Source organism: Chryseobacterium sp. A321 (assembly GCF_054489265.1).
Genome location: NZ_JBTMWZ010000001.1, coordinates 1078004 through 1103649, shown reverse-complemented (window position 1 = coordinate 1103649; position 25646 = coordinate 1078004). Strand labels below are relative to the sequence as shown.

The window sequence follows — 25646 nt, the reverse complement described above, 5'->3', positions numbered from 1 at the left end:
CCGTATTGCTTCTACTCAAGGGAAAGGGCATTTTAATTTTTAAACGTATGTTTTTTGCAATTGACTGAAGTCTTTTTTTGGGAGTTAGATTTCCCCTCTCGTCGGCATATAGCTTCTCCATTGCGAAGGAAAATCCTTCCCAAAAAAATATAATGAAGATATGAATGTAAAGATGGGTTGCAAGATGGCATCGAAAGCCATTTGACGCTTGATATCAGGGAGTTTGAACTCCTGATGGCATTATACGAAAAAAAACCAACACTACCCGCAAATCAATCTTCGATCGATTTGGGTATTTCAAAAAAACATCCTACTTTTAACGTGCGAGTTAGATTAGCAGAAAGTAAGTTCCGTCAACCTCAAATTGATGGGCTGGGTTTGCTTTTTGAAGGGTGAATTGTAGATTCAGTAGCCTAAATAGGCAATTATGTTTCTACCCCACTTTCAAAAGTGGGCAATGTTGGCAATTATCGGAAAAGCGAAATAAATCGCTCGTCCGATAGAAGTATAACAGCAGTCTTAATAGGAAAAAGGGCCGTTATCTAGTTTCAACTATTATTCATAATTAGACTCTGTAATTTAAAGTCACATATAATTATTTTATAATCTAATAACAAAGATAATAAAAGATAATATTTAATGCAAATTATTATCTACTTAAATTAAAATTAACTCATATTTTATATGAAAAGTACCAGAAGTAGTCGCTTAGTGTCGCGCGAATACCGAGAGAAACTAGGAACCATGTTGAGGGCGGAAAGATTAAAATCTAATTTGACGTTAGAAGACCTTGCAATAATGACCACGGCTACTATTAACACAATCCATTCAATTGAAAAAGGAGACACTACAAATATTGATTATTACGTTGAATACGCAAAGGCTGTGGGGTATGATTTTGGGAACTTTAAAGAGTTTGATATAGAACTAGTTCCAAAAGTACGTTTGCCAAAAGAGAACAGCAGAAGAATTCATCTAACTGGTAAAATTAGAACCCTTATAATTCAAGGTGGATTTTTAAAAGCAGGCAAAACTGTATCAGAAATAAAAGCGGAACTTGTTAGGATGAAGCAAATTAACTCTTCTGAAGTTACTTCAGCAGATATTGCAGGTGTAATGAGAAATCTCTTAAAGGATAATATAGTACAAATCCATCACAAAGATGGTCGGAAGAACATTTACATTACTGGAAGCAAGTAATATATATCCATGACGAAAAAATTAGACCTAACTAAAATAGCCAGGTCTAACAATTGAGTAGTTGTATAATACTTAGAATTAATGAATTGGAAAGTGCAACTTCAAAGAGCGAAGCCGTCTATTATGTATTTTCTACTTAGTTTGAAATACTTACTAGAACATTTCGGAGTTTCCTTGGATATGCGACACGTAAAGCACACCAAAAACCAACAGTGGCGACATACAATCTGCCGTAGTTAAGACACTGTCCTACTAAAGGAATCGTTAAATGACTGCCTTGAATCTTTCTGATGGGAAGATCTGTTTCTCTGCGATACAGAAATCCCTTAGAAACGGTCAGATAATCTTTCGTAACCGTAATGGTCGTAAAATAGGTTTCAACAAAGAGATTAAATCCTTTCACAAAGAGGTAAAACAAACCCCAGGCAATTATTGATGTAATTCCATGAATTGCCATACGGTAGATATCGATCAGTACAAATGGAATGCTAACCGACCCTATAACCATTAAAATGCTTGCAGGTAGGAAGCATGTCCAATGCAAATGCGCCTTGTATAGAATTAATGGGGCGCTAGAATTAACGCGAATATTAGATGCAATTTTCATAATGAAATTTTAAAACAATTAAAGAATGACAGAAAACACTTTATAGAACGGTACTTTCTAATTACGCTGTACCGGGGTTCCGCAAATATCACAATCAAATGAACCCAACATCACTTAATGCAATAGCCTCCCCCCATAAGTACAACGTCGTAAAAGTTTTATTGAAGTATCTCTAACCAGAAATAGAGATCCGTAGGCTTATTCACCTATAAGTTATGTCCGTGCGAACCTTAGCATTAGAACAGCAACAATTAGTAGAACCTAATTAGAATGTAGCCTTCATTTACTACCTGAATAGTCGCAAAACCCACCTGTGTGGCATCTTTTACAAAGATACGAAAACCATCTGAATCATTTGTTATCACAAACAGAAAATTTTCAGTTTTTATCTTATTTTGATTCAGTTGTCTATATATGGCCCGTACTACTAATAACCTCAACAACACGAATACCTCAGAAGCCTACCTTCAGAAGTATATTTGCCAATTTATTGCCTCAAAATTTCTCGTGGACTTAAAGGACGACAACGGAAAAACAATTTCTCAAAATGAATACGCAAAATTGTGCGGTCTTTCTTCTTCCACAATGACAAAGATTAAATCTACAAATGGGTATGATATCCCATTAAGCACCCTTTATAAAATTTGCCGGCAAGAAAATATTTCTCTTGGAGACCTTCTAAAGGAGTTCGAGGAAAAATACGGCACAAACCTACCAGACTAAGCACAGTCGAATAGGGATTCAAGATTCCTGTCAGAAATATTCTTGATTAGATGTTATTGGAGCAATTGACTCTAACATCTTTCATCATCAACTATAGTTGACATTTGCTAGGCTAATTCACAAAAGTCTTCTAACCACTCTTAACTTCGCTCCACATAAGCAAAAGCTTTGTTTTCAAAGCTGTAGCTTCTTGCTCAATCAAAATATAATCACTCACAACCTCTAAAGTTTTTGTATAATTAAGTATATTTACATAGGAAATTGTCAGAATTTCCAATAAAAACTTAAATTAAAAATACCATGGAAGAAGAAGAAGAACCAAAACACAATTGCTACTATAATTTGGATGACCATTTCAAAGATCTACAAGCCACAGGAGATCGTTTTCGTAAATGGGCCGACGAAGAAAGCAAGATGACAAAAGAAGAACTTGGCCTACGGGCAAGAAGAGATGCTAACGACAAAATTAGGGTTATCAAAAACATTGCGTCTACTTTAGGAGTTTCACCAATTGAACTTATAAAGCATACTTTGCGTAGAGACGACGAAGATGAAGACTAGAAAATAAGAAGTTTACTCTTCAACTTATCTTGGTTGGTGAAACTCTGCTAAAATAGCGTTGGATCACACTAATGATGTAAACACCAAGCTCGTAATTTAAAATCTTGAATTATGAACGTTAGGATGCATCTGGAATCTACTCTCTTACTCCAAACACGCCTAGCTAGGGGTTACTATTCAATTCGTTTTCCCTCCTTATAATTTTGGATTTCCTTTCCCTTTCCATCTTTGCTATAGATTTCCCATAATCCATCATAAATCCCATTTTTCCAATTCCCAATAGCCCTTATCTGTCCGGTTTCATACCAATATTCGTGTGTACCGTTTGGTTTACCATTTACAAATTCTCCCTCACGTGCTTTTTCACCATTGGAATGCCAGTACGTCCAGATTCCATTTCCCGTCAAATTCTTTATTTCACCTTTAGAATGAATCTTTCCGTTTAAGTAATAAACTGATTTGTGGCCATCTTTTATGGGTTTGAATTCAAGTCTTTCTGCCTTAGCCGCTGGTAAGAATTGTCCATTTTCAAGAAACTCTGATTTCGCAATTAACGTGTCTCCTATATAAATTTCATACTCATCCAAATTAATGTTTTGCGAAAATAGATTTGAGGAAACTAAAATTGTAAAAGCAAAAATTAGCAATCGTGATTTCATATAAATCTTTCTTTTTAAGTTCTATTTGTTTGAAAAAGTATCAGGAACAATAAATACCGCTGACCGTATGCCAAGCAAGTCGGTACTGCAATTTAGTGAGAAGCTAATGTACATAATTCAACAATATAAACAATTAAATTCCTTTGATTGAGTTTTACTTGTCTTAAACCCTACCACAGTGGTCATTTTTATTGCACGAAAGCTCTGTAAAGCTCTCCTCCCTACTTATTGAGATTTCCTATTTAAGTAATTCAATAAGCCACTCCAAAAATTACATTCGCCCTCCTTTATATGCGTATTTTTGATTATTCAAATATTTAGAGTACAACACTCAAATACTTGATTGAAAGAGTATGACGTACTACTATAAAAGCACATGAATATTCGTACGGATACAGCAAGATCATAAAAGACAACAAATCACATAATTAATGAATAAATTACTATCTCCTTTTACAAAAGGTGACTTTCAGCTAAAGAATCACATCGTTATGGCTCCTATGACCCGTAGCCGAGCTACAGGAAACATTCCAAATGAGCTAATGGCGACATACTATAAGCAGCGTGCAGGCGCTGGTCTAATCATTACGGAAGGAACTTCTCCTTCTCCAGAAGGTCTAGGCTATACTAGCATTCCTGGCATCTTTACAAAAGACCAAATCGACGGATGGAAAAAAACGACTGAAGCTGTACATCAAGACGGCAGTAAGATTTTTGTTCAACTAATGCATTCCGGCAGAATTGCCCACGAATCGAATTTACCAGAAGGAAGTGTCGTAGTAGGACCCTCCGCCATTAAAGCAGCAGGTCAAATCTTCACAATGTCAGGGATGCAAGAGCACAGTACTCCGATTGCACTTTCTACTGAGCAAGTGAAAAATACAGTTGCTGATTTCGTACAGTCTGCTAAGAATGCAATAGAAGCTGGTTTTGATGGAATTGAAATTCATGCAGCGAATGGATATCTGCCTGAACAGTTTCTAAATCCTAATGTGAATGTAAGAACGGATGAATATGGAAGATCCGCCCAGAACCGAATTCGGTTTGTCGTTGAAGTCACAAAAGGGATTGCAGATGCAATTGGTGCTGACAAAGTAGGAATTCGGATTTCACCCTTTTCTCAAAGCAGTGATCTAGCTCCTTATCCACAAAACGAAGTAATCGAAACCTATACGCTTCTAACCCAGGAAATGGAATCCTTAAACTTAGCTTATATGCACCTTAGTGCCAACGGGAACATTCCAAAGGAATTGTATTCAATTATAAGAACTCATTTCTCCAACACTGTAATTCTTTGCAATGGTCTTACGCCTGAAACAGGCGAAAAGGCATTAAGTGAAGGGTTTGCTGACGTAGTCGCTTTTGGACGATCCTTTATTTCAAATCCTGACTTTACTAGCAGAATTGAAAAAGGTGCAGAACTCACCCCTCTTACAGACTTTGACACGCTTTACTCACCAGGTGCCAAAGGCTATACGGATTACCCTACCTTAGAAGAGGAGCTTAGTTTGAAATAGAATTGATCAGAACTTTTAGTTCAAATATATCATACAGTATCCGCCCTAGGAAGTACATAATTTGGAATCTATCCAAAGTACTTGTTAGGGCGGATACTTGATTGTAAGATTACAACACCATCATCACGTAGAACGTGGGCTATTAGATATTCCCGCAGATTTATGGGTGAAATTTCAGATGAAATAGGATTTAGAGGCGGCGCACGATTTCTATTCTAATTCTGCGAGAATCTTCTTAACGTCCTCTTCGGTGGTCGATAATTTGTTTTTGCAAATTTTAATAAGCTCAGTCGCTCTCTTTACCTTTTTAGTAAGTTGATCTACTGTGATATTCCCTTGTTCAATTTCAGAAACAATCTTCTGAAGTTCGTTATAAGCATCTGTATAATTGATAGTCTGCTCCATTAGTCTTGTTTTTTGATTACGGTACTGGTTATCGTTCCTTTGTATAGAATCGTCTCCATCTGTTCTCCTATTTCAATTGCAGAAGGATCTGTTAAAGCTTTACCCCCATAGCGAGTTATACTAAATCCACGGCGCAGGGTATTCTCAGGATCGACAATCTTTAAAATTTTTTCTTGAGTGGATAAGTCATTTCGTTTATTCTCTATTAAGCGAATATTTGCATTTCTAAGGTCGAGATGCATCTGATCCAACCTAACTTTAAATTCAGACAATAAAGAAGTAGCCGAACGAAAGATTTTCTCTTCATTTTGATTCACACGCTCTTTGCCCTCTTTGAATTGGTAACGGATATACTGTGAAAGCTGAGATGAAATCGAATTAAGGTGTTCGTTTTCCTGCTGGACCGCACCTACCGTTTTGATCTTCAAAATATAGCCTGCATTGTATACATTTTCCTTGGAATCTTTGAGAAGTTGTGCCGCATAGCGAACCATCCCTTTCTGAGCTTCAGAAACCGGCACAGAGAATTCATGAAATTTTTGAATTAAAAATTCTGCGGTTTTCGTAGGTGTAATAGCGTTATAATACGAAACCATTTCAGCCACCGTCAGGTTGGTGGAATGCCCTATGCCTGTTATTACAGGCAGTGGGAACTTTGCGATCGCTTTTGAAAGTTCATAATTGTTAAATGAAGAAAGTCCGACTTCGCCTCCTCCCCCTCTAATGATAGCGACCGCATCGAAATGATGCAGCACTTTGTTTAAATTCTTCAACTGTAAAAGTATAGAAGTGACTGATTTTTCTCCTTGCAATACGGCGGGAAAGAGCATATGGAAAAACTTGTATCCCCACTCGTTAGTGTCTAGGATCTGAACGAAATCACTGTATCCTTTGCTCGACTCTGCGGATATCACCGCAATCCTTTGCGGCACTAGCGATAGGGACCTTTCTTTGTTTGTCGCAAATAGCCCTTCCGCTTTTAATTTCTCAATACTTTCATTCTTCTCTCGTTCTAAATCTCCTAGGGTATAGGTCGGATCAATATCCAAAATACTAAGCTGCACTCCTGAAATCGGATGAAAAGTCACTTTGGCAAGAAGAAGAACTTTTATCCCGTCCCGAATGGGTGTTTTAAGTACGGTTAGAAACTTACTGCTTATGAACTCAAAATCTCGATTCCATATAATTCCTCTTAGCTCAGCTTTGATTTTAGAACCTTCTTTTTCCACAAGTTCTGGAAAGCAGTGTCCAGAATGTGAATAGTAATTGAGTTTGTTTATCTCCGCTACAACCCAAAACTCAGAAGAATACCGATTTTGAATCGTTTTCTGAATGCTGCTTGTCACTTCGGACAGCGTAAAGACTTTTCGGTTGTTAATTGAAACGGACATATCGAGACTCTAATTTACTATTTCATAGAGGAAGACTAAATTAGGAAAATTAATGCATAGTTCTATTTCAAATTTGTTTGAGCACTCACAAAACTACTATTAAATCAAAATGCACTGGTATGCTTAAGCGTAAAACAATACGGGGAATAACCCTGGCTAGGAAATACTATACCACTTCAATTCAATCATGAAATCCTTCACAGTTTATAAAAAGCGCCTGGAAAGATAAACCTCAGCAATACTCAACACCCTACTTGAAAAGCAAAATCCACCTATGTAGGTGGATTTTTTTATCTATTATGCACTGATTAAAAAGATTTTCATGTAGCACTGAATTCTTAGTAGCGAGATTCTTAAGCTTAAGTTTACCTACTTTAATTCGAAGCTACACCTACCCTAACTCATTTTCCTTTTGAAGGAGAAATTTATAAATCAAACCTCCTACCACAGCTCCTGCAATGGGAGCCACCCAGAACAACCACAGTTGTCCCAACGCCTCACCTTGTACAAAGAGCGCCTGAGAGGTGGAACGAGCTGGATTTACAGAGGTGTTGGTAATGGGTATGGAGATCAAATGAATCAAGGTTAACGCTAGTCCTATGGCAATACCTGCAAATTTTCCATTGGCATACTTATCCGTTGCTCCCATAATAACCATCACGAAAAAACAAGTTAATACAAATTCTGCAGTAAAGGCCGCGGCTAAACTGAAACTCCTCCCCGCATACCCTGGCATTTCATAAAAATTACTAGCAAACGCTCCAGGTCCAACAGCCGTAAACGCATCCGCACCACTTAAAATAAAATACAAAACACTTGCGGCTGCAATTGCGCCCAATACTTGGGAAACAATATAGGGCAATAACTGTTTCGCTTCAAATCTACCGCCTGCAAGCAAGCCAAAAGAAACCGCTGGATTGAAATGCCCTCCAGAAATATGCCCTACGGCATAAACCATTGTCAAAACAGTCAAACCAAAAGCGAGTGCAACTCCTAAAAGTCCAATTCCTATGTCGGGAACTCCTGCCGCAAAAACGGCACTTCCACATCCACCAAAAACCAACCAAAAGGTTCCAAAAAATTCTGCAAAATACTTTTTCATATTATTAAATTTACAATTAATACATTCCGTTAAAATTCGAAAGAAAGTTCTAAAACGATCCGAATAAGTATTGTACAAATGTATTCAAATATCTACATCCTATCCCTGATTCTTTTGATATTTTTTAACAATTGACATGAGCTGCTCTGTATCGTAGGGTTTTGTGAGCCAGCAACTAAAATCTGAATCACTGCCATCTTGAGGCTTTTCAAACCCTGAAATCGCTACAATAGGAACTTCCGCTTTTTCAGCTTCAGGCAACTTTCTAATTTGTTGGGCAAATTCAAACCCTGTCAAACCTGGCAAAGAAATATCGGTAATCACCAAATCAAATCTTTTGCTTTTATAGAGTTCCAAAGCCTTCGCACCGTCTGTGGAATTTGTGACTTTAAAATTTTCATTCACGAGAAGCAAATTCAATATTTTCAAATTGAGAGGGTCGTTCTCAACAAGTAGGATACTACTGAGGGTTTCCCCTTGATTGGTGGTGGCAATGGCCTTTTCGTCGAGATAAATATCATACGGCAAATTAATAACAAAGCAGCTACCTTCGCCTAGCTTACTGGTTACTTTTATTTCACCCTTATGGTAATCCACAATTCGCTTAATAATATTTAACCCCAGTCCCGTACGCCCTTCTGTAATTTCTGATTTCACGTTTTGTGTCGTATATGCATCAAATATAAAAGGCAATTGCTGCTCAGAAATCCCAATACCTGTATCCATTACGGAAAGCTCAAAGATTCCAGAAACGGTATCCGTCTTTTTAAAATTAGCTAAAACAGTAATGGTTCCCTCTTCCGTATATTTAATTGCATTGTTGATTGTATTGATCAAAACTTGTCGGAATTGAAATGCATCACCATAAATTTTCAATTCGGTGGAACTATCCACCTTACTTGTGATGGTAAGGTTCTTTCTCTTGGCTTGAATGGCAAGACCCAAAATCACTTCTTTTATGACTTGGCTAGGAACGAAGGGTACTTGGTTCAATTTAAATTTCCCCTGCTCCATTTTCGTGAAGTCAAGTATATTGTTCACAACTGAAATCAGCATATTGGAAGATAATTTGATTGCGTCAATGATTTCAGAATCTTCTCCTTGCTTGACATTTCGTTTCGAAAGCTCATCCGTGAAGGCATGAATGGAATGCAGGGGCGTTCTCATTTCATGAGAAACCGTCGTCACAAAATCACTTTTTTGCTGCGCAAAAACCTCGGCTTCGTATTTAGCCGCTTGCAGCCTTTTCATATTGTTGTAAAGCAAAACCAAGATGGCAAGAATAATACCCGTCAAAAGCAGACTAAGAACAAGATTGTATTGATTATTGCTCTTTAGATCTTTCATTAGGTTTGCCGCATTGGTACCTAACTCCAATTGCCGCATTTCTTGCATTCTGATTTGATCCACTTTAAGGGCTTCAAGTAAATTCTGAAGACCTTCAAAAAGTTCATTGTTGGCCATCAGTAGTGATTTTTCCTGATTCGTTAATCTCGCGAAATTCGGATAACGAATTGGAGACGATTGACTTGCGGGTGCTACGACTGGAGTGGTCACTTCCTTTGGCTCGCGACTACTAACTGCCGGTTCTTTGTTCACGCTGCTTGTAGTGGTTACCTTTTTTACTTCTTTTTCCAGAGGCTTATTTGAAATTGCTTCTTTAATTCTTCCAAAAAGGCGTTTGTTTCTCTTTTTCTCTACGACATACTCCTCCACCACCGTTTTTGAAGCGGGCACACTTTCCACGATCTCAACTTTAACCGGAGGAGCCTTTTGGATGGGTGGAGCAACCGTTTTCTGCTCCACGATCTTTCGATCCTTAAGTAAGGAATCCGCAAGCAGCCTAGCCTTTATATACAGTTCCGTCTTTTTTTTCTTATCCTGCACGAGTCCGTCTATTCCTTCGTGGTTGTGCTCGTCCTTTTGCAGGGAATCAATAAGGGTGGAAACTCGATTAAGCTGCTCTAAATAATCTGAATACAGCTTTGTATCACGCGTCACCACATAGAGTCTCGAATTGTTTTCCGCCTTGTAAAGCAGCTGAATGGCTTTATCAATCCTATCAATTTCTACTTTATTTTTCGATAAATTCGTTACCACTGTTGCTAACTTATCAGAATTTCGATTGGTGACAAAAGAAATTATGGAAATAGCACTCAACGCTAAGACAAGTACTACGATGGCTAAAATATTGTAAAACGAACTATTTAAGGGTTTTGATTTCATATGTTTATTTCTAAAAACCTTTGCTCAGTGAAATATACAAATCAAACTGATTTAAGTAATTTGTCGCACTGATCTTCTGATTGTTCCATGCTCCTGTAAGAGAAGCACTTAAATTGCCTTTAAATTTCTTCTTATATCCCACTGCTATGGATTTCGAAAGGAAACTTCCAAAATTAGAATAATCAAAATTTCGGCTTCGATCGTCAGGCGAAGTGCCTGTGGCAAGAATCAAAGTTAAATAATCTAATTCATCATTCAAATAATAACGGGAGGTAAACCGGTAAGAGTGATGATAATTCTCACTGTCCTTAATGAGGTAACCTTTCAAATTTAACCAATAATTTCCTACATATTTCCCAACTCCTAAAACCGCAGAATGGACATTATATCCCTGTGCACTTAAGTATCGATAGCCCAGTTCTCCTTCCCAACCCTTTTTAAAATTTCGGTTTAAGGAATACCCGGCTTTAAACTCCGGAAAAGCTCCTTTCGCACCAACACTTACCGAAGCAAAGGAGTAATACTTGGGAGAATGCATTAGATAGGTTTCTGCTTCCACTTGAAGCCCGTTTACGGCATTTCGATCGGCATATTTTACTCGGCCGATTACCGTACTTTTATCCTCAAATTTCCGAATATATTCGAGGGAGGTTACAGAACTCGAGTTTGCTCCCGAGTCATAAAAACTTTGCAATCGAGTAACGCCAATTTCATTCCGTACGGAATCTTGGACCGAAATAGAATCTTTTTGGGCATTAAGTGCTCCCACAATTAGGAAGATCCCAATTCGAATGGAAGTTCGCAAAAAGTAGGTTTTGTTAAATTTTTTCATCTGATATTGGAAGGGCTATTGTGTTTGTAAATCCTTTTCGCTGCATGTTTCCCCAACTGTGCTTTTTCCCTATCAATTGATACAAATAACCTTTCAGACTACTGTAAAGTACAATGGGATGGTATATTAGTGGCTCAATAAAGGCCATGAAGCTTAAGTTAACGACGACTTTCCAGCTTTTGTATTGTTTAAATACGAATTGGTCCCATAAGACCGAAAGCAAGGTGATTACTACCATGTAAACATAGACAAAGATGAGTAAGATGATAGCGGTCTGCCAGTTCACAAGCGCTAGGATAATAATACAGATATAGAAAAGAATACCAAGCACTTCAATAATAGGGGCTAACAGTTCAAAGATGAAATTATAGGGGAATACAATGACCCCTAATCGTTTGTACTGAGGATTAAATAGTACTTTGAAATGAGTTGCAAAAATCTGCCACAGCCCTCTTGACCATCGAACTCTTTGGCGAACAAAAACTTTCAAACTTTCGGGAGCTTCTGTCCAACATAAAGTTTCTGGAATATAGCGCACCGCATACTGCTCATTTTCCTCTATGCAATTCTTCACCATTCGAACCATAATATCCATGTCTTCTGCAAACGACTTGGAATCATATCCTCCCGCACGAAGAGCAATGTCCTTCCTAAATAAGCCGAGTCCTCCAGAAACATTGGGTACGGCATTGATATAAGACCATCCTAGCTTGCCCATAATAAAAGAACGAATATATTCAAGCTCTTGGAAACGGGGGAGCAGCGCTTTGGGTGCTTTCACCATCGTCATCATTCCGCCATCAATCTCACATGAGTTTGCGATTCTCAATCCTGCGCCCACGGCAATCACGGGCCTAATTTCCTCTAAAATAGGTCGGATTAATTTTACGAGCGTTTTGTTGTCTAGAACGCAGTCAACGTCTGTATTTAAAAAATAAGGGTGGTGTGCAACATTAAGTCCTGCATTGGCAGCATCCGCTTTGCATTTCCCATTTACTTTATCAACCACGGTCAATTTGGAATACCCTTTCTGGGACGATCGATATATGCCTCTCACAGGCTGTGTTTCCAATACAGGATTGTAGGCGAAATCCACCTTCACTAAACTAAATTCCTTCATGAGAACCTCTAGGGTCCCATCTGTACTTCCATCATTTACAATAATCACCTCAAAAAGTGGGTAATCCAGGGTAAGGAGTGAACGTACGTTTCCAATAATATTGACGGCCTCATTAAAGGCGGGCGCAATTACTGAAATACCGGGCGCAATCGGGGAAGATAAAATGGTAGATTCACCTCTATATCGTGTGAAAAAACGATTCTTTTGAATAGCCAACCGTGACAATAGGGTGAGTAGAAGATATATTGCAAACAGGACAACGCAATAAAAAAAGATTGCATGTTCATAGATCACTCCAAGAGTTTTAATTACCGCTACTTCCATTAGTATTTGATATTGCTGTTAAGAACATGATTTAAAACTTGTTGATTTTGAAGAGATGCTTTTTTGTACATAGTCGTTAAGAAAGCACTTCCGATTGCTTGATGATTGACCACGGATTTTGCAGCATGCTTTTTTAAGAACAAATTGGGCTCGTTGTCAAAAATATATTTCAAAAAATTAAGTTGACTTCCACTTGAAATCCGACCTATGGCCTTGATAATTTCACTCTTACCCTGTTCATCTTCTAAATCGTACCGCTTCACTAAACTTATTTCAGATTTAGATTGAAGTAGTTTGCCTAGAGCATTTATGACTTCATTTCTCAAAACTTGGTTATCTGTTTCCAGCAATTTCTCAATGGCTGGAGCGCTTGCAAACTGTTGAAAATACACGCTTAATTTCAAACAAAGTGAGACCAGACCTACGGGTCGAGTCGAATCAATCCATCGGCTAAAATCCGGCATCTTCGCAATGCCTAAACCTGTAACCGACTCAAAAAGTTCAAGATGCTCAATTCCACTGATCGGAGTAGTAAGATGGTTAAAGACTTTTTCGATGCCATTCTCCTCCAATTCAATCACATAGAGCCTAGTGATTTGCCGCACGTAATGATTCTTATGATTCAGAAATTTAGTAGTGGGAAGGCTTGGCTCTTTAATATCCATTTGCATCAGTTCTTTGATGGATAAAATGACCTCGTGGGAACTGAAAGAATGAAGCCCTTCCAGAGCTTCGGAATGAAGGTTAAGCTCCAAATACAACTTTTGAAGTGCCTCACTGGTTATTCCGGTAAATTGAGTGCGAAAGTGCTTTAGGTCCTCAATTAAAATACGCTTTCTCTTTTTACGACCTCCATGGATTGTCGCTAGCCTATGAACCACCACGCCCAGATTATTTATGTTTAAATTTTCTTTTGTGAAAATCTCCTCTATGAGAACTTCTCTAAATTTCGCTTGGTATTTTATGCGGCGTTTCTTCTCTGTACTGCTTTTGACACGCACCGCTAAAATATAAATGTAGGCAATGCCCATTGCAATAATAAGAAGGACGATAACCACTAGGGTTATTCGAATAAATAAGGGAAAGGAATTGTAAGGACTCAAAACAAATTAGATTAAACGTGAAATTCTTAAAATAAGTTCAGAAGGCGTGAAGGGCTTTCGGATATAATCATCCGCCCCGATGCTAAATCCATCCATGATCGCATCTTCCGTATGTGTGGACGAAATAATAATGACAGGAGTCTTCTCTTTTTCCTGATTTAGCAGTGAAATAATCTCAAGTCCATTAGAGTGCGGAAGCATAAGATCGGTGAGCACCAAATCATACTTATTCTTAGAAATCATTTCCATTCCTTCCTTCCCGTTTTTAGCAAGCGTAGTTTCATAGCCACGGACATTTAGAATAGCACTGATCGTACTTAGCAGAATGGGATCGTCTTCAATTATTAATATTTTTTTCATAGAGCATCATTTGATCAATAAGTTGATTTTCCTAACGTAAATTTCTTACGATGGAATTTTAACTTACTGGCTCAAAGATATTTCATTAAGCCGTAAACCCTTGTAGTACAATCTTTAAGTTGCCTTAGTAAATTTACTACAAGAAGAAGGTTTTGACTACAAAAAAGAAATCCGACAAGGAAAAGGAAAAAAAGGAATTCAAAAATGCGAATTTTTCCTAGTGCTAAGTGCGTTCCCCTTGGGGACAAACGCAAGACTTGGATCACGAAATGAATCGTGCGTAATTATATTGCAGACTGCTGCTTTATTTGGAATTAGGGAACTAGGAATTGTATAGCCTAAAAATATCGATAAGTTCCGGCAGTTTAGAAATGGATAATTTATTGAAAATTCGGGTTTTATGGGTGCTAATTGTGGAAACATGGATGAATAGCTTCTCATGGATAGTCTTTAGCGAGTCCCCATTAATTAAGAGCGTGGCTATTTCAAGTTCTCGATCCGTCAAAACGTCCAAAGGGTTCTTATAGCTGTTTCCTGCACTTATAGAATCCTGAATTAGTATGTCTTTCACCTTAGGGCTGAAATAGGTGCCTGAATCTAGCATACTTTCAATGGCGGCCATCAGTTCAGATTCTGAAGAGAGTTTATTCAAATATCCATCGGCTCCTTGCTTAATAAAACGAGGTGCAAAGAGAGATTCATCTGCAGAAGAAAAAGCCAGAACTTTCACTTGCGGCTGAATTTGTTTTACGTGTGAAAGTGTGGATTGGAAGTTACCACTAGGCATATTCACGTCCATAATGATTAAATCAAAAGGATGCTCTCGAACCAAATCTAGAACGGACGGGAAATCAATCGCATGGCGAACTTTTGCCTCCGGACATATTTTATTGATTACGCTCGCTAATCCTAAGTGAATAATATTATGATCATCTGCGATTAAGATCGTAAGTGACTTCATAGCGAAAAAAAATATTTACAAAGTTATCTTTACCTCGGTGCCTTGGTCCTTCGTGGACTCGATGGAAACCTCTCCTCCTATGGTATGTAAAGCTTCCTTTACTAATACCAATCCAATGCCAGCTCCAATTTCTCCGTCCGTTCCTCTTGCAGAAACCACATCAAAAGAAAACACTTGACCAAGGGTATGCTCATCAATCCCGCTTCCGAAATCCTGTATTCGAACTTGACATCGGTTATCCTTCGTATTTTCTACATGAAAATAAATCTTTCCTCCTCGAAAAGAATACTTGATGGCATTGTCCACCACTTTTCGTAGGACACTACTAAGAATCACCTCGTTCCCAATAACGCTGCAATCCTGATCTCCCACGAACGTGAAACTAAGTTCTTTCTTTAAAAGCGGCTCCTTAAAAAAGGCTTTAAGCCTCGCAAAGCTATCTACTAGCGAAATGGAATCTTTCCCTACCGATTCTTTTTCAATCAATAATTTTAAAGCTAAGAAAGTATCCTCTAAAGCCGTTAAATTCTTTTGTGCATTTTGATCCAATTCGGGGATCAAATCGACAAATGCCTCGAGAGGAATCGTTTTATTTTCATACAAATTTGAAAGCCAGGTTAGGTTGGCGAAAAACCCTCTAAAATCATGTGAAAGCAAAGATATCCAAGCTTTATTGTTCTTATTTGCTGTTTCTACCTCCTCGACTTTCTTCTCTAGTTTGCTGATCTTCTCTTTAAGTTCGTCTACTGTTTGTGAGTTCATTGGTTCGTGTGATACGTATTTAGTGGATACTTATTTAAAATCTTATCGAACTTGTCTTCGAGATATTGGCGCCAATAATAGATAGAAGATCCAAGCAAACCAGGAAACAAAAATGACCGCAAGAATCCAGGCTAGCTTTTCATTTCCACGGGTTCGCTTTGAACCCCAAATCGCAAAAACAGGTAGGAGCCAAATAAGGGCAAGTAATCCAACAACAAAGAGTGGAACCATAGTTTAATTTTAGGGTTATTTTGTTTTGATCCTCTAAATTACGCATGCAATGAAGAAGTCGATTATCAAAGGTAGCAAAATGAATGATATAACTGTGAATCCCTCCCGACAAATAGAGGGATGCAAAATCTATATTTAAATAATACCCTTCAAGGGTTATCGTTTTTTACTGTATAAATATTTCATCAAGGGCAAGGATTGGTTTTTTATCCACGATGCTCTTTTTTAAAGATAAATTATCCGCTGTGGATGCCTTAAGTTTTATGTAGCTAAAATCTTCACCGATGCTAAATTGAAAGGATTTCATCTGTCTTTCCTGTTTCTCGCTCCCCTGTATATGACTTTCTTTTGCTGCCAATTTGTAATCAATCCCATTTTGGGAGGTCCAGATTTCAATTGTTGACGGTAAATAAATCCAATGATTTGGATCTTCAAGAAAGCGGACTGAAATTGAATTTATAGGCTTAATTGCAGCCACATCCATTGTAAACTCTACGGACTGCTCGAATAGGAGCCAGTTGTAACTAAAATCAAGAAACCCGTGCATTCCATCCGTTAGTGTCCACTGCGCGACTGCAGGGTAATCGGGAATCCAATTCGTCTTAAACTTTGGAATGATTCCCCTCGCCTTATTTGTTTGGGGTGGAAGACTCAGCAGGGAATTCCACTCCTTTTTGTACTGCGAAGCACTGAGCCCATATTCCGCCAATTGCGTGATTTTATTTTTGTCTAGTATTTGAAAAAATCGGGAGACATCTTTTCTGATTTGGGGACTAATATGAACTTTTCCTTCCTCTTCTTGATAGATCCCGTAGGGCTGATATCCAAGTTGTCTTGCCTGTTGTAATTGCGCGTAAAGAGTGGATAACAATAAGCGTTCCATGCGGTTACGGTAGAGATCCTCCTGGGTGTCAGCAAGGGCATTTTCTAATTTCTTCCGGTTGGATTCTAAGAATGGAGAAGGTAAGAAAGACTTTCGAGCCAAGACCGGGCTGCCATAGACATCTAGTCTGGCCTCACTTTCCTTGACCTTCTCTAGGAGACCTACAATGTATTGTTCTACTATTTGCGCATTGGGGCCATAGTACCCATTCAAAAATTCAGAGGTTAATTTTTGAATATCAATAAGAGGATTCGAAAGCGACTTCGCCAATAGATAACTTTTAAGTTCACTAAGGTCACTGTAATGGTGCTCAGCCATTTGAGCAAAGACTCCCTTGACGCCTTGCGCATGATAATAGGCTACATTTGGACCTAAATTCGAATAGTCGGGGAATGGGGCTAAATAGTTTGTAAATTGAGCATAATAATCCCAAATCCATACTTGTGGGGAACGATTTAGCCAGTCATTTATTGTCTTTCGGAAGTTTTCAGCAGATGGATCTATTTCGATAGGTTGGTTTTGATTTACTTCTATTGTGCTGACTAAAACGACCACATTTTTTGCAGGCCTCGTTTTAAGCGGTGCGTTTCTATATTGTTGATAAGCAATGGTCGCTATTTTATACTCTGGGAATCTTTTCGCAATCCGGTTGACAAATTGAATGAGTGGTCCTTGAGGACCTCCTTCTTTTTTTGAAACGATGGAGCAGGTTTCGCATTGACAATACTCGCCTGTGTCATTGGGACTCACTGAAATGTATTTTGACGCAGGATGCAGTTTAAGAAGAGCTCTAATCTTTTCCTTGCTGAGCTCAAAAACGGCTTCATTGGTTAAGCACAATTGTTTTGGCGTCCTCTTTCCTTCAAAATACGCGAAATATTCTGGGTGCCGCTCAAAAAGTGACGAAGGAACTAGGTTTTCAAAGGAATGTCCCCAGAGTAGCCAATTTTCATTCAAGTTATCAAGCTGATGCCATCTAAGGTATTCTTTGTCTAGGTTGGCTAGCCCATAGACTTCACGGTAAACAAAGGCTCTCTGAGATTTGAACTGAAAGGGTAAATCAAGAACCAAATTTTGATTTTTTGGACAGAAGGCCTCTTCATTTGGCGCCCATTTTTTGCACCCCAGTACGGACTCAATAAACTGATAAGTCGCATTGTAAAGCCCTTCACTTGTGGATGCTGAAATAATTAAATTTCGAGCCTCATTTCTAATTTCAAAATCATCATTTAAACTTGACTTGCGCTTCCTACTGGAAGGTGATATTTTTAGAATGATCGACCAATATTCAGGAGTCAGTTCAGTTTGAACAGGAAGATCGACATCGGTCACCCTTTTAAAATAGGATCTTAAAATCTCAGCACACTCCTTTTCCGCCCACGATGCATTGGGCTGATGGTAAATCCGATAGTCAGAATATCCATTGGTAGCGAGTACCGTGGATTCAAAATGTTGTGCTGCCTGCGCCATAGCATTAAGAAAGAGAAATATTAGAAACAGTCGAAACTTCATCTATTGGATAACAAAGATTTAATAGTTTCAAAATTAATAGTTTCCAAAATAGGCGGCGACTAAATTCTTAAATACTTTTATTTTTTTTTGTAATACATACAAAGTTTGCGGTCACTTAATGTGGTTCGCTGCCAGATAGCGTTAGTCTTCCACGTTAAACTTTTTCACCTTTGCGACAATTAAAATTCCACTTAATATAATATTCTCCGCCGTATCAACTCGTTTGGGTATATACATAGTGTCATTATAATTAAATCTTTTCTTCGCGCGATCATAAACCAAGCTATTCCCAATCGTTAAAGATCCTGTGTTAAAATTTAACTCGGGATCTTTATCATTCACAGTCTGTAGTGTAAAGCTGCCTGCAGCAATTTTTTCTGACTCTTTATAAAGGATATATTCACCCGTAGTCTGCTTAAAGCGGATGGTTTGGTATTCCGTTTTATGGTCCCATTCCCGTGTGTCCTGCTCAGAAAGTTTCACAGTGTAGGGGCCATCCACCATTTTTTGAGCGGTGATAAATGACGAAAAAACAAATAAAAATAGTAAAGTAATTGTAGTTTTCATGTGTATATAGTTTAATTAATATTTAGTTTAATACAAACACAGCATCAAGACCCGACATTTAAAATCGATGATAAAGTTACACCAAATTCTCATATCAATTCAATAAATAGTTGATAAATAGCAAAAAAAATAATCATTATTCAGTAAAACCCTTATAAACATTCAATTTCTCTCAAAACTCATCGCTTCGTAACCATCGCATGTGGTCGAATTTCAAACCACAAGTAAAACTCCTGAAATACAAAGCAGAATCGTCAGCATTCTGCGAAAGAAAAGTTCGGGAATTCTAGAGTAGGTTCGTTTGCCTAAAAACTGCGCAAACAGAAATATAGGCAAAACAAAAAGAGTCATTCGAAGATGGGTAGTCGTTAAGATTCCGCTGATTGCCAAGGCTGGAATTCTAGTCACGGTTGTAACCGCAGAGAGTCCAATCATGGTAGCTCTAAAGGCTTTGATTTCTTTGACTGAGTTTTCCAAGCAAACGACATGAAGGGGACCTCCCGCAGAAAACACACCTGAAAAGAATCCTGCAAAAAGTCCGAACATGTACACTCCGATTTTGCCTAGTTTAATCTTTTTCTTTCCTACGGTTATATACACGACATAGAGTAAAATAAAAATGCCTAGGGCAGTTTTCAAAAGCAGGGGCTCTGTAAAGGTCAGCACTGCAATTCCGATCACGACTCCTAGGACTGTAGAAAGGGTAAGCTGTAACAGAATAGACTTATCCATATTCTTCCATTCTTTGGTTAAAAGCAAAAAGCTTGATACCATATAAAAGAGGGAGATGTAGCAGACTGCATCGTGAAGTGGTAGCTTAAATAAAAGAATCGGAAGTGCGATTAAGGAACCTGCAAAACCTACTATGGTCTGTACGTAAAACCCTGCAAATACGCCAACAATTAAAATTAGAAATACTTGAATATCCATTGATTTTGAGTTGAAATTTATCTGTGTAAAATTAAATTGCAAGTGCGCAAAATCAAAATCGATTAAACGGAATAAAGATTACTAATCCATTTAAAATATGTAATTTAGCTAATTCAAACATTGAATCCATGCTAGATACATTTGATTGCAAAATAATCGCCATTTTGAGCAAAAATGCCAGATCTACCTTTGCCGAAATTGGTAGAAACGTCGGACTCTCCCCTTCTTCTGTTCGGGAAAGAATTCAAAAACTTGAAGAAAATAAAGTTATTAAAGCCTACGCAGTGGAGCTAGACCAAGCTGCACTGGGTAATGGTCTCGAAGTCTTTATCATGCTCAAACTATTTGACGGAAAGCTTCAGAAAACGATCTCAGAAATTGCGACGTACCCAGAAGTACTGAAAGTGTATCGAATTACAGGCCCTTACAATATGCACATGCAAGTGGTTCTACGAGATCAACTGCATCTGCAGCATTTCATTGACAAGCTTACGGAGTTCGGCTCCCCTACGACCCACCTCATCCTTTCTGAAATCAAGAATGAAATTTAGCGTCCGAATGATTTATCGTACCCGCGTAGTGCCATAATTCGTTCTTGCTAATCCACTTAATTAGCAATCCACTAAGTACTGAGACCATCATCCAATCAATCCTCTACCCTCCAGACAAGAAGGTAGCAAGGACGCTTACTCCTATTCGTAATTTTGTACAAAAGCCGTTAACTGCCGAGCCACTGCTTAAATTCAGCCGCTTTGTTCTTACTAATCAGGATTTCCTCCTGACAGGAAGGACGCATCTCAATTTTCAATTGACTGTTCCCGTATTTTATTACTTTTTCAATTCCGTTGACGGAAATGATAAACCTTCGGTTTGCCCGAAAGAACATTCGAGAATCTAAGGTTTTTAAAAGTTCCTCTAAGCTACTGTTACTCGTAAAACTACGACCGTCTAAAGTGCTAATATAGGTAATGGAATGATCCGTGAAAATGAAACCAATTTCACTCACTTCCAGTGGCACCAATTGATCTGCTTTATTGGTAAGAATTCGATTCTTGCTTGAATGCGGATCCACAGGATCTTTAATCAACTTTTCCCTGTATAGTTCTATATCTTTATTTAATTTGGAAAGCGTCACAACCTCTTGTGAAAGCTTTTCATTTCTCGACTCTAATTCCTTTTCATAACTACTTCCTATTAAACGTACAGAAAACAAGGATAGCAAAACCATAAGTAAACTGGTGCCGCCGTATACCATGAAGAAATTTCGTTTCAGTGTACTTATCTGCTGATGCAATAGATCTAAGTTTGCATGCGCTGCCATTATAAATTCTGAGTTCTTGACAGGGTACAAATAAATGATTTCTGACTTCCTGGGTGAATTTTCAAAATCTCTAATTCCGCCCCCTTCTTTTTTATCGTTTAGCAAATGATAAAAATCCAGCTTACTAAGTCCATTCCCGACAGAGACGAAAGATTCTGAAGGTTTTACAATTTCTCCAATCTTGCTTGGGTTGGGGTGGCACACCTCTTTCCCATTGGCATCAAACATACATAGAAAGCCTGCCTCCGACTCCGTATCTTCAATGCTTTTTTGCACATTGCTTATTATGGTTTCATTCGAGGCTCCTGCCTCGATTTGAGTCGAAACCAACCGAGCCATTTCTTTCGCCTCTCGCTTACTAGATTCAATTTGAATCGATAAAAATTCCTCCGTACTTAATTTAATGAGATAGTTTATACTCACGTATCCAATTAAAAATACAATCAAACTCAGGGCTAGCAAACTCCACAAATACAGTCTATCTTTTTTCATAAGGCTTTTGACTTATTTCTTCAAAGATATTAGGAATTAAGGTTTACCGCCAAAAGCAAAGAAGATTAATTGAGTAAAGATTCGAATCAAATTCAAATCTGAACGCATAGAATTGCTCTTTACCTTTAAGGAACCCTCGCAATGTTTTGGTTTAGTATGTATTGAATTCGCTCTTCTTTGTCTTTAGATTCGGTCGCTAATGCTAAAGGGGATCCTTCATATTTTTTATACTCCAACCTTCTTCCCTCCGTTTCATCCCCTTCATCCTCTTGGTGAAACTTGATGATTTCAACCGATTTTATATCTGCGGGAATCAAAGCTCCGAACCAGACTGAATCTTCCTTTTGGCCCCAAGTAACTTGGTACAAAATGGCCTCACTCGGGTACTCCTTACCACTGCCAGTCCAAGCATAGTTTGCGGCAATTTCATTACCGTATAAAGTAGACATGGTTTTTTGCTTACTCTGGATTGAAGACGTAATTGCAATCTGCTCTAGTGGATTTATCTCAAAAGGGTCGGCCTTCGAAATAGAACCTTCTTTAAAATGAGAAGTGTTTTGCGTACAGGCGCTCACTAAAAAACTGAAAACTAGTAGATTTAGAAAACTTTTCATAAGATTTATTGTTTAGAAATGGGTGGTGTTGTGAATTTAAATGGGACAGTGAAAACGTAATCGTTTGATTTCACCGGGATATGGCAGCTTACACACTCTTTCGCAAAGGAAGCGGACTCCCCATAAGGTTTGAGCTCCTTGCCACGCCATCTTGCCCAGCCCCATCCTTTCGTGTCTGCATACTTTTTCTTGTCTTTGATCATATACTCCACTTGTAGGAACTCTCCGGTATTAATATTTCCCTCGCCGTCCATTTGCTCTTTCCAGGCGACCTTTGCAAGGATGCTTCCGTCAGGCCATGGATTAATTGTTTGGTTTCTAATTGCTTCGATCGCGATGTCGTTTCCATAGATAATACGCATCGTGCCGTTATCAAAACGGTCGGTCGTGCTAATCACTTTCCAATTCTTATAATCCGGAATGTATGGGATCCCGTTTGGAGAGTCTGCAACCTCAGAATAATTAAGCTTATTCTCTGCATTCAATAGAAACTCTTCTACGTTGCTTGCCGCTAGAATTTGCGCCTCATCTGCAATTTTCCGGGGGGTCCTTAACGTTGCAAAATCCTTTAAGATTTCTACATCGTTCTCACTAAGGGAATTGCCATGAAGTAAAGCATAGGATTTTAGCGGCATTTCCTTTGCTAGAATTTTATTGATGGCGTAATAGAATTTAGCATTCTGCTTTTTAGCAGGCAACTGATCCCAATCAGAAAAATTAAGTGCGGCTCGGCCTTGCACTATATCTGAATTTACAATCCAACTTGCGGGTGCTATTTTATCGTACCACTTCAATTTTGATTCATTGGAATGACAATCGAAACAAGAATTTCGAAGGATGGACACTACCGGTTTTGGCAAATCCAATTGTGTCTTTTTCTCCCCTTCATACGTCTTTTCTACAGGCCAAAATTGGATTAGCACTAAAACCAGTACTAAGGCAGGAAGAATAAATATCTTAACCTTTTTCATAACTCAATTATTTAAAGGCAAAATTAGAAGTTTGCGCTAAACCACTCAACAAATAGTCTGTGAGCAGGAAAAGCAGGGGACTAAAAGGGAAAAAAGGGACTTGAATGTGAAAGTAGATTAGTCCAATTCAAAAAAGCTCAACCCTTCGACGTAAAATTTGCGATCAAAACTTGGATCAAGTTCTATAGCTTCAAGTCCAAAATACTTTTAACCCGGAGCCTATCCGCACCAAAAAAGCCACACTATTTCTAGAGTGGCCGCAATGTGGTAATCCTTAAACTTTACTTTTATTGCTTTACTAATAGGATACCTAGTCCACCGCCTGGGGCAAGGTGGAACTCTAGGATATCCTTATCAAATACTATTTTCTCTTCAATTACGACCGGATAAGGATTCGTTTTGTAATCCGCTCCAGGTCCGTCTCTAAAGATCTTGGCTTTGTAGCTTGCTCCTTTTTCAAGGAAATCGAAAGCGATCTTTATATCTCTTGGTTTTTCATTGGTAATACTTCCGATGTACCAATCCTTTCCGTTTACGTCTCTTCTTGCAATGGTCACAAACTGCCCAATTTCAGCCGCAGGTACTACCGTTTTAGAAAAGGTGGTTGGCACTTTAGTAATGAATTCAAATTCAGGTTTGTTTTCATAGTTTTCAATCTCATCTGAGGCCATTTGAAGGGGACTATAAATAATTACGGACAAGGCAAGCTGTTTTGCGAGTGTAGTCCATACTCGCGTCCCTGGAATCACAGGATTATTGAAATTAAAGGTACCGGGGGTAAAGTCCATTGGACCCGCGAGTCCTCTAGTAAACGGTATAATGGTCGTATGGTTAGGTGGATTTCCACCGTCCTTGGACCAAGCGTCCCATTCTTGACCGCGAACTCCTTCTTGTGTCATTAAATTTGGAAAAGTTCTTTGCAGCCCCGTAGGCATAGCCGGTTCATGGTTATCAATCATGATCTTGTGTTTAGCTGCATTTTCAATTACTTTTCGGTAATGTCTCACTCCGTACTGACTTCCGTGGTTTTCTTTTCCATCAAGGACTCCTCCCACATAGCCTGTTTTCACCACATCGACTCCATACTTATTGTAGAAGTCGAATGCGGCGTCCATTTGCTTTTCGTAGTTAATCGTGCTTCCTCCGGTCTCATGATGGCCAATGAGTTGAACTCCCTTGGCCTTTCCGTAGTCGGTAATTTTCTTGATATCAAAATCAGGGTAAGGGGTAGAAAACTCAAAGCTTTTCCAGTCTTCCCATCCTTTGTTCCATCCTTCTACAAGAACGCCTGCGAAGTTATGCTTAGCTGCAAAATCTATGTACTTAAGTACATTGCTTGTTTCTGCGCCATGGGTTGGACCCATGTCCCAAGTATTGGTTTTCATATGCATTCCCCACCAGATTCCGATGTAGCGGCCGGGTTTGATCCACGAGGTGTCCTTAATTTGGGTAGGCTCGTTGAGATTGAGCATAAGTCTGGATAGCATTAAATCTCCTGCAGACTTTGCCACGATGAGTGTTCTCCATGGCGACACGGAGGGCGTTTCTGCGTACACTTTATCCCCATTGGACCAAGGAGTCAAATAAGCTTTCAAATGGGTGGAATTCCCCTCCATCGGGAACAGATTAAGGGAAGCAAATTCCGTTAGGTTTGCTTCGTGCACAGCTAGAAATAACCCCTCTTTCGTTTCAAGAGTTAGCGGCGTTTTGACTGTGTCTAACTTTGAAAGCGGCATTTCACGATAAAGTCCTTCGTAGAACTCCGCTTTATGCGAAAGAGACCAAGTTTTCGCTTCGCTTGGAAAGTTAAACTCCGTGGATTCATCCACGATCGTAAACTTCGATAAATTGGCCTGCTTTGGAAACTCATAGCGAAATCCGATCCCGTCGTTAAAGACTCGGAAACGAAGATTGAGAGAATACTTCTCTCCCTTCTTCTGTTTCAGCTCTGCAAAGAGTTCATTGTAATGATTTCTTACGTCAATCTCCTCGCCCCAGACTTGAGACCATGTCTCATCTTTAGACGAAGTTTTCGTACCCACAATTTTAAAATTCTCGGATAGCTCTCCTTCTTTCAAGTCAAAGCCCAGCTTTGAACGAGAAAGTACAGGTTTTTGGTCTTTTTTAAGGGAATAATACACTTCTCCTTTTTTCTCTTGAAACGTAAGTTCAAGGGACCCATCCGGGGAAGAGAGTTTAAATACTTTTTGCGCCGAAAGGCTAATGGAGAATACTAATAAAAGTACTACACTTAGTCTTAACTTCATTATAT

Annotated in this window: 24 protein-coding genes; 5 read left to right on the top strand and 19 right to left on the bottom strand. The window is 38.7% G+C overall.

The features are described from left to right. Nucleotides 1-744 precede the first annotated feature (744 nt). Nucleotides 745-1200 carry a helix-turn-helix domain-containing protein gene (locus tag ACX3PZ_RS05305; protein WP_459112110.1) on the top strand — a complete coding sequence of 152 codons (456 nt, stop codon included), beginning with the start codon at nucleotides 745-747 and terminating at the stop codon, nucleotides 1198-1200. A 136-nt stretch (nucleotides 1201-1336) separates the two neighbouring features. Here the strand turns inward: ACX3PZ_RS05305 and ACX3PZ_RS05300 are convergent, their stop codons facing one another. After that, a complete protein-coding gene (locus ACX3PZ_RS05300; protein ID WP_459112109.1) occupies nucleotides 1337-1807 on the bottom strand; it encodes a PH domain-containing protein in 471 nt (156 codons plus the stop codon). Between the two features lie 414 nt (nucleotides 1808-2221). Here ACX3PZ_RS05300 and ACX3PZ_RS05295 point away from each other — a divergent pair, with 414 nt between their 5' ends. Together ACX3PZ_RS05295 and ACX3PZ_RS05290 are read left to right on the top strand one after the other, a co-directional pair. Further along, on the top strand, nucleotides 2222-2530 hold the full coding sequence (locus ACX3PZ_RS05295; RefSeq protein WP_459112108.1) for a helix-turn-helix domain-containing protein: 309 nt from the start codon (nucleotides 2222-2224) through the stop codon (nucleotides 2528-2530). Between the two features lie 300 nt (nucleotides 2531-2830). Further along, complete coding sequence (locus tag ACX3PZ_RS05290) at nucleotides 2831-3091, top strand: hypothetical protein (RefSeq protein ID WP_459112107.1); 261 nt, start codon at nucleotides 2831-2833, stop codon at nucleotides 3089-3091. A 173-nt stretch (nucleotides 3092-3264) separates the two neighbouring features. On the opposite strand, the gene ACX3PZ_RS05285 is transcribed toward ACX3PZ_RS05290, so the two are convergent. Further along, the gene (locus ACX3PZ_RS05285; RefSeq protein WP_459112106.1) at nucleotides 3265-3750 is read right to left on the bottom strand and encodes a toxin-antitoxin system YwqK family antitoxin; all 486 of its coding nucleotides are present in this window, start codon (nucleotides 3748-3750) and stop codon (nucleotides 3265-3267) included. A 431-nt stretch (nucleotides 3751-4181) separates the two neighbouring features. On the opposite strand from ACX3PZ_RS05285, the gene ACX3PZ_RS05280 reads away from it, so the two are divergent. After that, on the top strand, nucleotides 4182-5267 hold the full coding sequence (locus ACX3PZ_RS05280; RefSeq protein WP_459112105.1) for an alkene reductase: 1086 nt from the start codon (nucleotides 4182-4184) through the stop codon (nucleotides 5265-5267). 210 nt (nucleotides 5268-5477) lie between these two features. Here ACX3PZ_RS05280 and xseB read toward each other — a convergent pair whose 3' ends face one another. The 13 genes from xseB to ACX3PZ_RS05215 all read right to left on the bottom strand — a co-directional run bounded on the left by xseB (nucleotide 5478) and on the right by ACX3PZ_RS05215 (nucleotide 19976). Next, a complete protein-coding gene (gene xseB, locus ACX3PZ_RS05275) occupies nucleotides 5478-5672 on the bottom strand; it encodes an exodeoxyribonuclease VII small subunit (RefSeq protein WP_459112104.1) in 195 nt (64 codons plus the stop codon). Beyond that, a complete protein-coding gene (xseA, locus tag ACX3PZ_RS05270; protein WP_459112103.1) occupies nucleotides 5672-7063 on the bottom strand; it encodes an exodeoxyribonuclease VII large subunit in 1392 nt (463 codons plus the stop codon). The genes xseB and xseA overlap by 1 nt, the downstream gene beginning before the upstream one ends. Before the next feature lie 391 nt (nucleotides 7064-7454). Next, nucleotides 7455-8165 carry an aquaporin Z gene (gene aqpZ, locus ACX3PZ_RS05265; protein ID WP_459112102.1) on the bottom strand — a complete coding sequence of 237 codons (711 nt, stop codon included), beginning with the start codon at nucleotides 8163-8165 and terminating at the stop codon, nucleotides 7455-7457. A 99-nt stretch (nucleotides 8166-8264) separates the two neighbouring features. Continuing rightward, nucleotides 8265-10391: an ATP-binding protein gene (locus ACX3PZ_RS05260; RefSeq protein ID WP_459112101.1), complete on the bottom strand. Its 2127-nt coding sequence runs from the start codon at nucleotides 10389-10391 to the stop codon at nucleotides 8265-8267. Nucleotides 10392-10401: 10 nt separating this feature from the next. Next, nucleotides 10402-11223, bottom strand: a complete 822-nt coding sequence (locus ACX3PZ_RS05255; RefSeq protein WP_459112100.1) for a YaiO family outer membrane beta-barrel protein — start codon at nucleotides 11221-11223, stop codon at nucleotides 10402-10404. Continuing rightward, nucleotides 11210-12667: a glycosyltransferase family 2 protein gene (locus ACX3PZ_RS05250; RefSeq protein WP_459112099.1), complete on the bottom strand. Its 1458-nt coding sequence runs from the start codon at nucleotides 12665-12667 to the stop codon at nucleotides 11210-11212. The genes ACX3PZ_RS05255 and ACX3PZ_RS05250 overlap by 14 nt, the downstream gene beginning before the upstream one ends. Beyond that, entirely contained in the window at nucleotides 12667-13770 is a 1104-nt protein-coding gene (locus tag ACX3PZ_RS05245) for a HEAT repeat domain-containing protein (protein WP_459112098.1), read from the bottom strand. Before ACX3PZ_RS05245 ends, ACX3PZ_RS05250 begins: the two co-directional genes overlap by 1 nt. Before the next feature lie 6 nt (nucleotides 13771-13776). Further along, a complete protein-coding gene (locus tag ACX3PZ_RS05240) occupies nucleotides 13777-14130 on the bottom strand; it encodes a response regulator transcription factor (RefSeq protein WP_459112097.1) in 354 nt (117 codons plus the stop codon). 322 nt (nucleotides 14131-14452) lie between these two features. Beyond that, complete coding sequence (locus ACX3PZ_RS05235; protein WP_459112096.1) at nucleotides 14453-15091, bottom strand: response regulator; 639 nt, start codon at nucleotides 15089-15091, stop codon at nucleotides 14453-14455. A 15-nt stretch (nucleotides 15092-15106) separates the two neighbouring features. Next, nucleotides 15107-15853 carry a sensor histidine kinase gene (locus ACX3PZ_RS05230; protein WP_459112095.1) on the bottom strand — a complete coding sequence of 249 codons (747 nt, stop codon included), beginning with the start codon at nucleotides 15851-15853 and terminating at the stop codon, nucleotides 15107-15109. 397 nt (nucleotides 15854-16250) lie between these two features. Beyond that, the gene (locus tag ACX3PZ_RS05225) at nucleotides 16251-18479 is read right to left on the bottom strand and encodes a DUF4838 domain-containing protein (protein WP_459112094.1); all 2229 of its coding nucleotides are present in this window, start codon (nucleotides 18477-18479) and stop codon (nucleotides 16251-16253) included. 141 nt (nucleotides 18480-18620) lie between these two features. Continuing rightward, complete coding sequence (locus tag ACX3PZ_RS05220; protein WP_459112093.1) at nucleotides 18621-19046, bottom strand: hypothetical protein; 426 nt, start codon at nucleotides 19044-19046, stop codon at nucleotides 18621-18623. Nucleotides 19047-19259: 213 nt separating this feature from the next. Beyond that, nucleotides 19260-19976: a sulfite exporter TauE/SafE family protein gene (locus ACX3PZ_RS05215; RefSeq protein WP_459112092.1), complete on the bottom strand. Its 717-nt coding sequence runs from the start codon at nucleotides 19974-19976 to the stop codon at nucleotides 19260-19262. A gap of 128 nt (nucleotides 19977-20104) precedes the next feature. Here ACX3PZ_RS05215 and ACX3PZ_RS05210 point away from each other — a divergent pair, with 128 nt between their 5' ends. Further along, nucleotides 20105-20527 carry an Lrp/AsnC family transcriptional regulator gene (locus ACX3PZ_RS05210; protein WP_459112091.1) on the top strand — a complete coding sequence of 141 codons (423 nt, stop codon included), beginning with the start codon at nucleotides 20105-20107 and terminating at the stop codon, nucleotides 20525-20527. 167 nt (nucleotides 20528-20694) lie between these two features. Here ACX3PZ_RS05210 and ACX3PZ_RS05205 read toward each other — a convergent pair whose 3' ends face one another. From ACX3PZ_RS05205 to ACX3PZ_RS05190, 4 genes are all read right to left on the bottom strand, one after another. Then, nucleotides 20695-21789 carry a LytR/AlgR family response regulator transcription factor gene (locus ACX3PZ_RS05205; RefSeq protein WP_459112090.1) on the bottom strand — a complete coding sequence of 365 codons (1095 nt, stop codon included), beginning with the start codon at nucleotides 21787-21789 and terminating at the stop codon, nucleotides 20695-20697. 125 nt (nucleotides 21790-21914) lie between these two features. Then, a complete protein-coding gene (locus tag ACX3PZ_RS05200) occupies nucleotides 21915-22403 on the bottom strand; it encodes a hypothetical protein (RefSeq protein WP_459112089.1) in 489 nt (162 codons plus the stop codon). Between the two features lie 5 nt (nucleotides 22404-22408). Beyond that, nucleotides 22409-23374, bottom strand: coding sequence for a cytochrome P460 family protein (locus ACX3PZ_RS05195; protein WP_459112088.1), 966 nt, complete (start codon nucleotides 23372-23374; stop codon nucleotides 22409-22411). Between the two features lie 287 nt (nucleotides 23375-23661). After that, entirely contained in the window at nucleotides 23662-25641 is a 1980-nt protein-coding gene (locus ACX3PZ_RS05190; RefSeq protein ID WP_459112087.1) for a glycoside hydrolase family 97 protein, read from the bottom strand. Nucleotides 25642-25646: the final 5 nt, after the last annotated feature.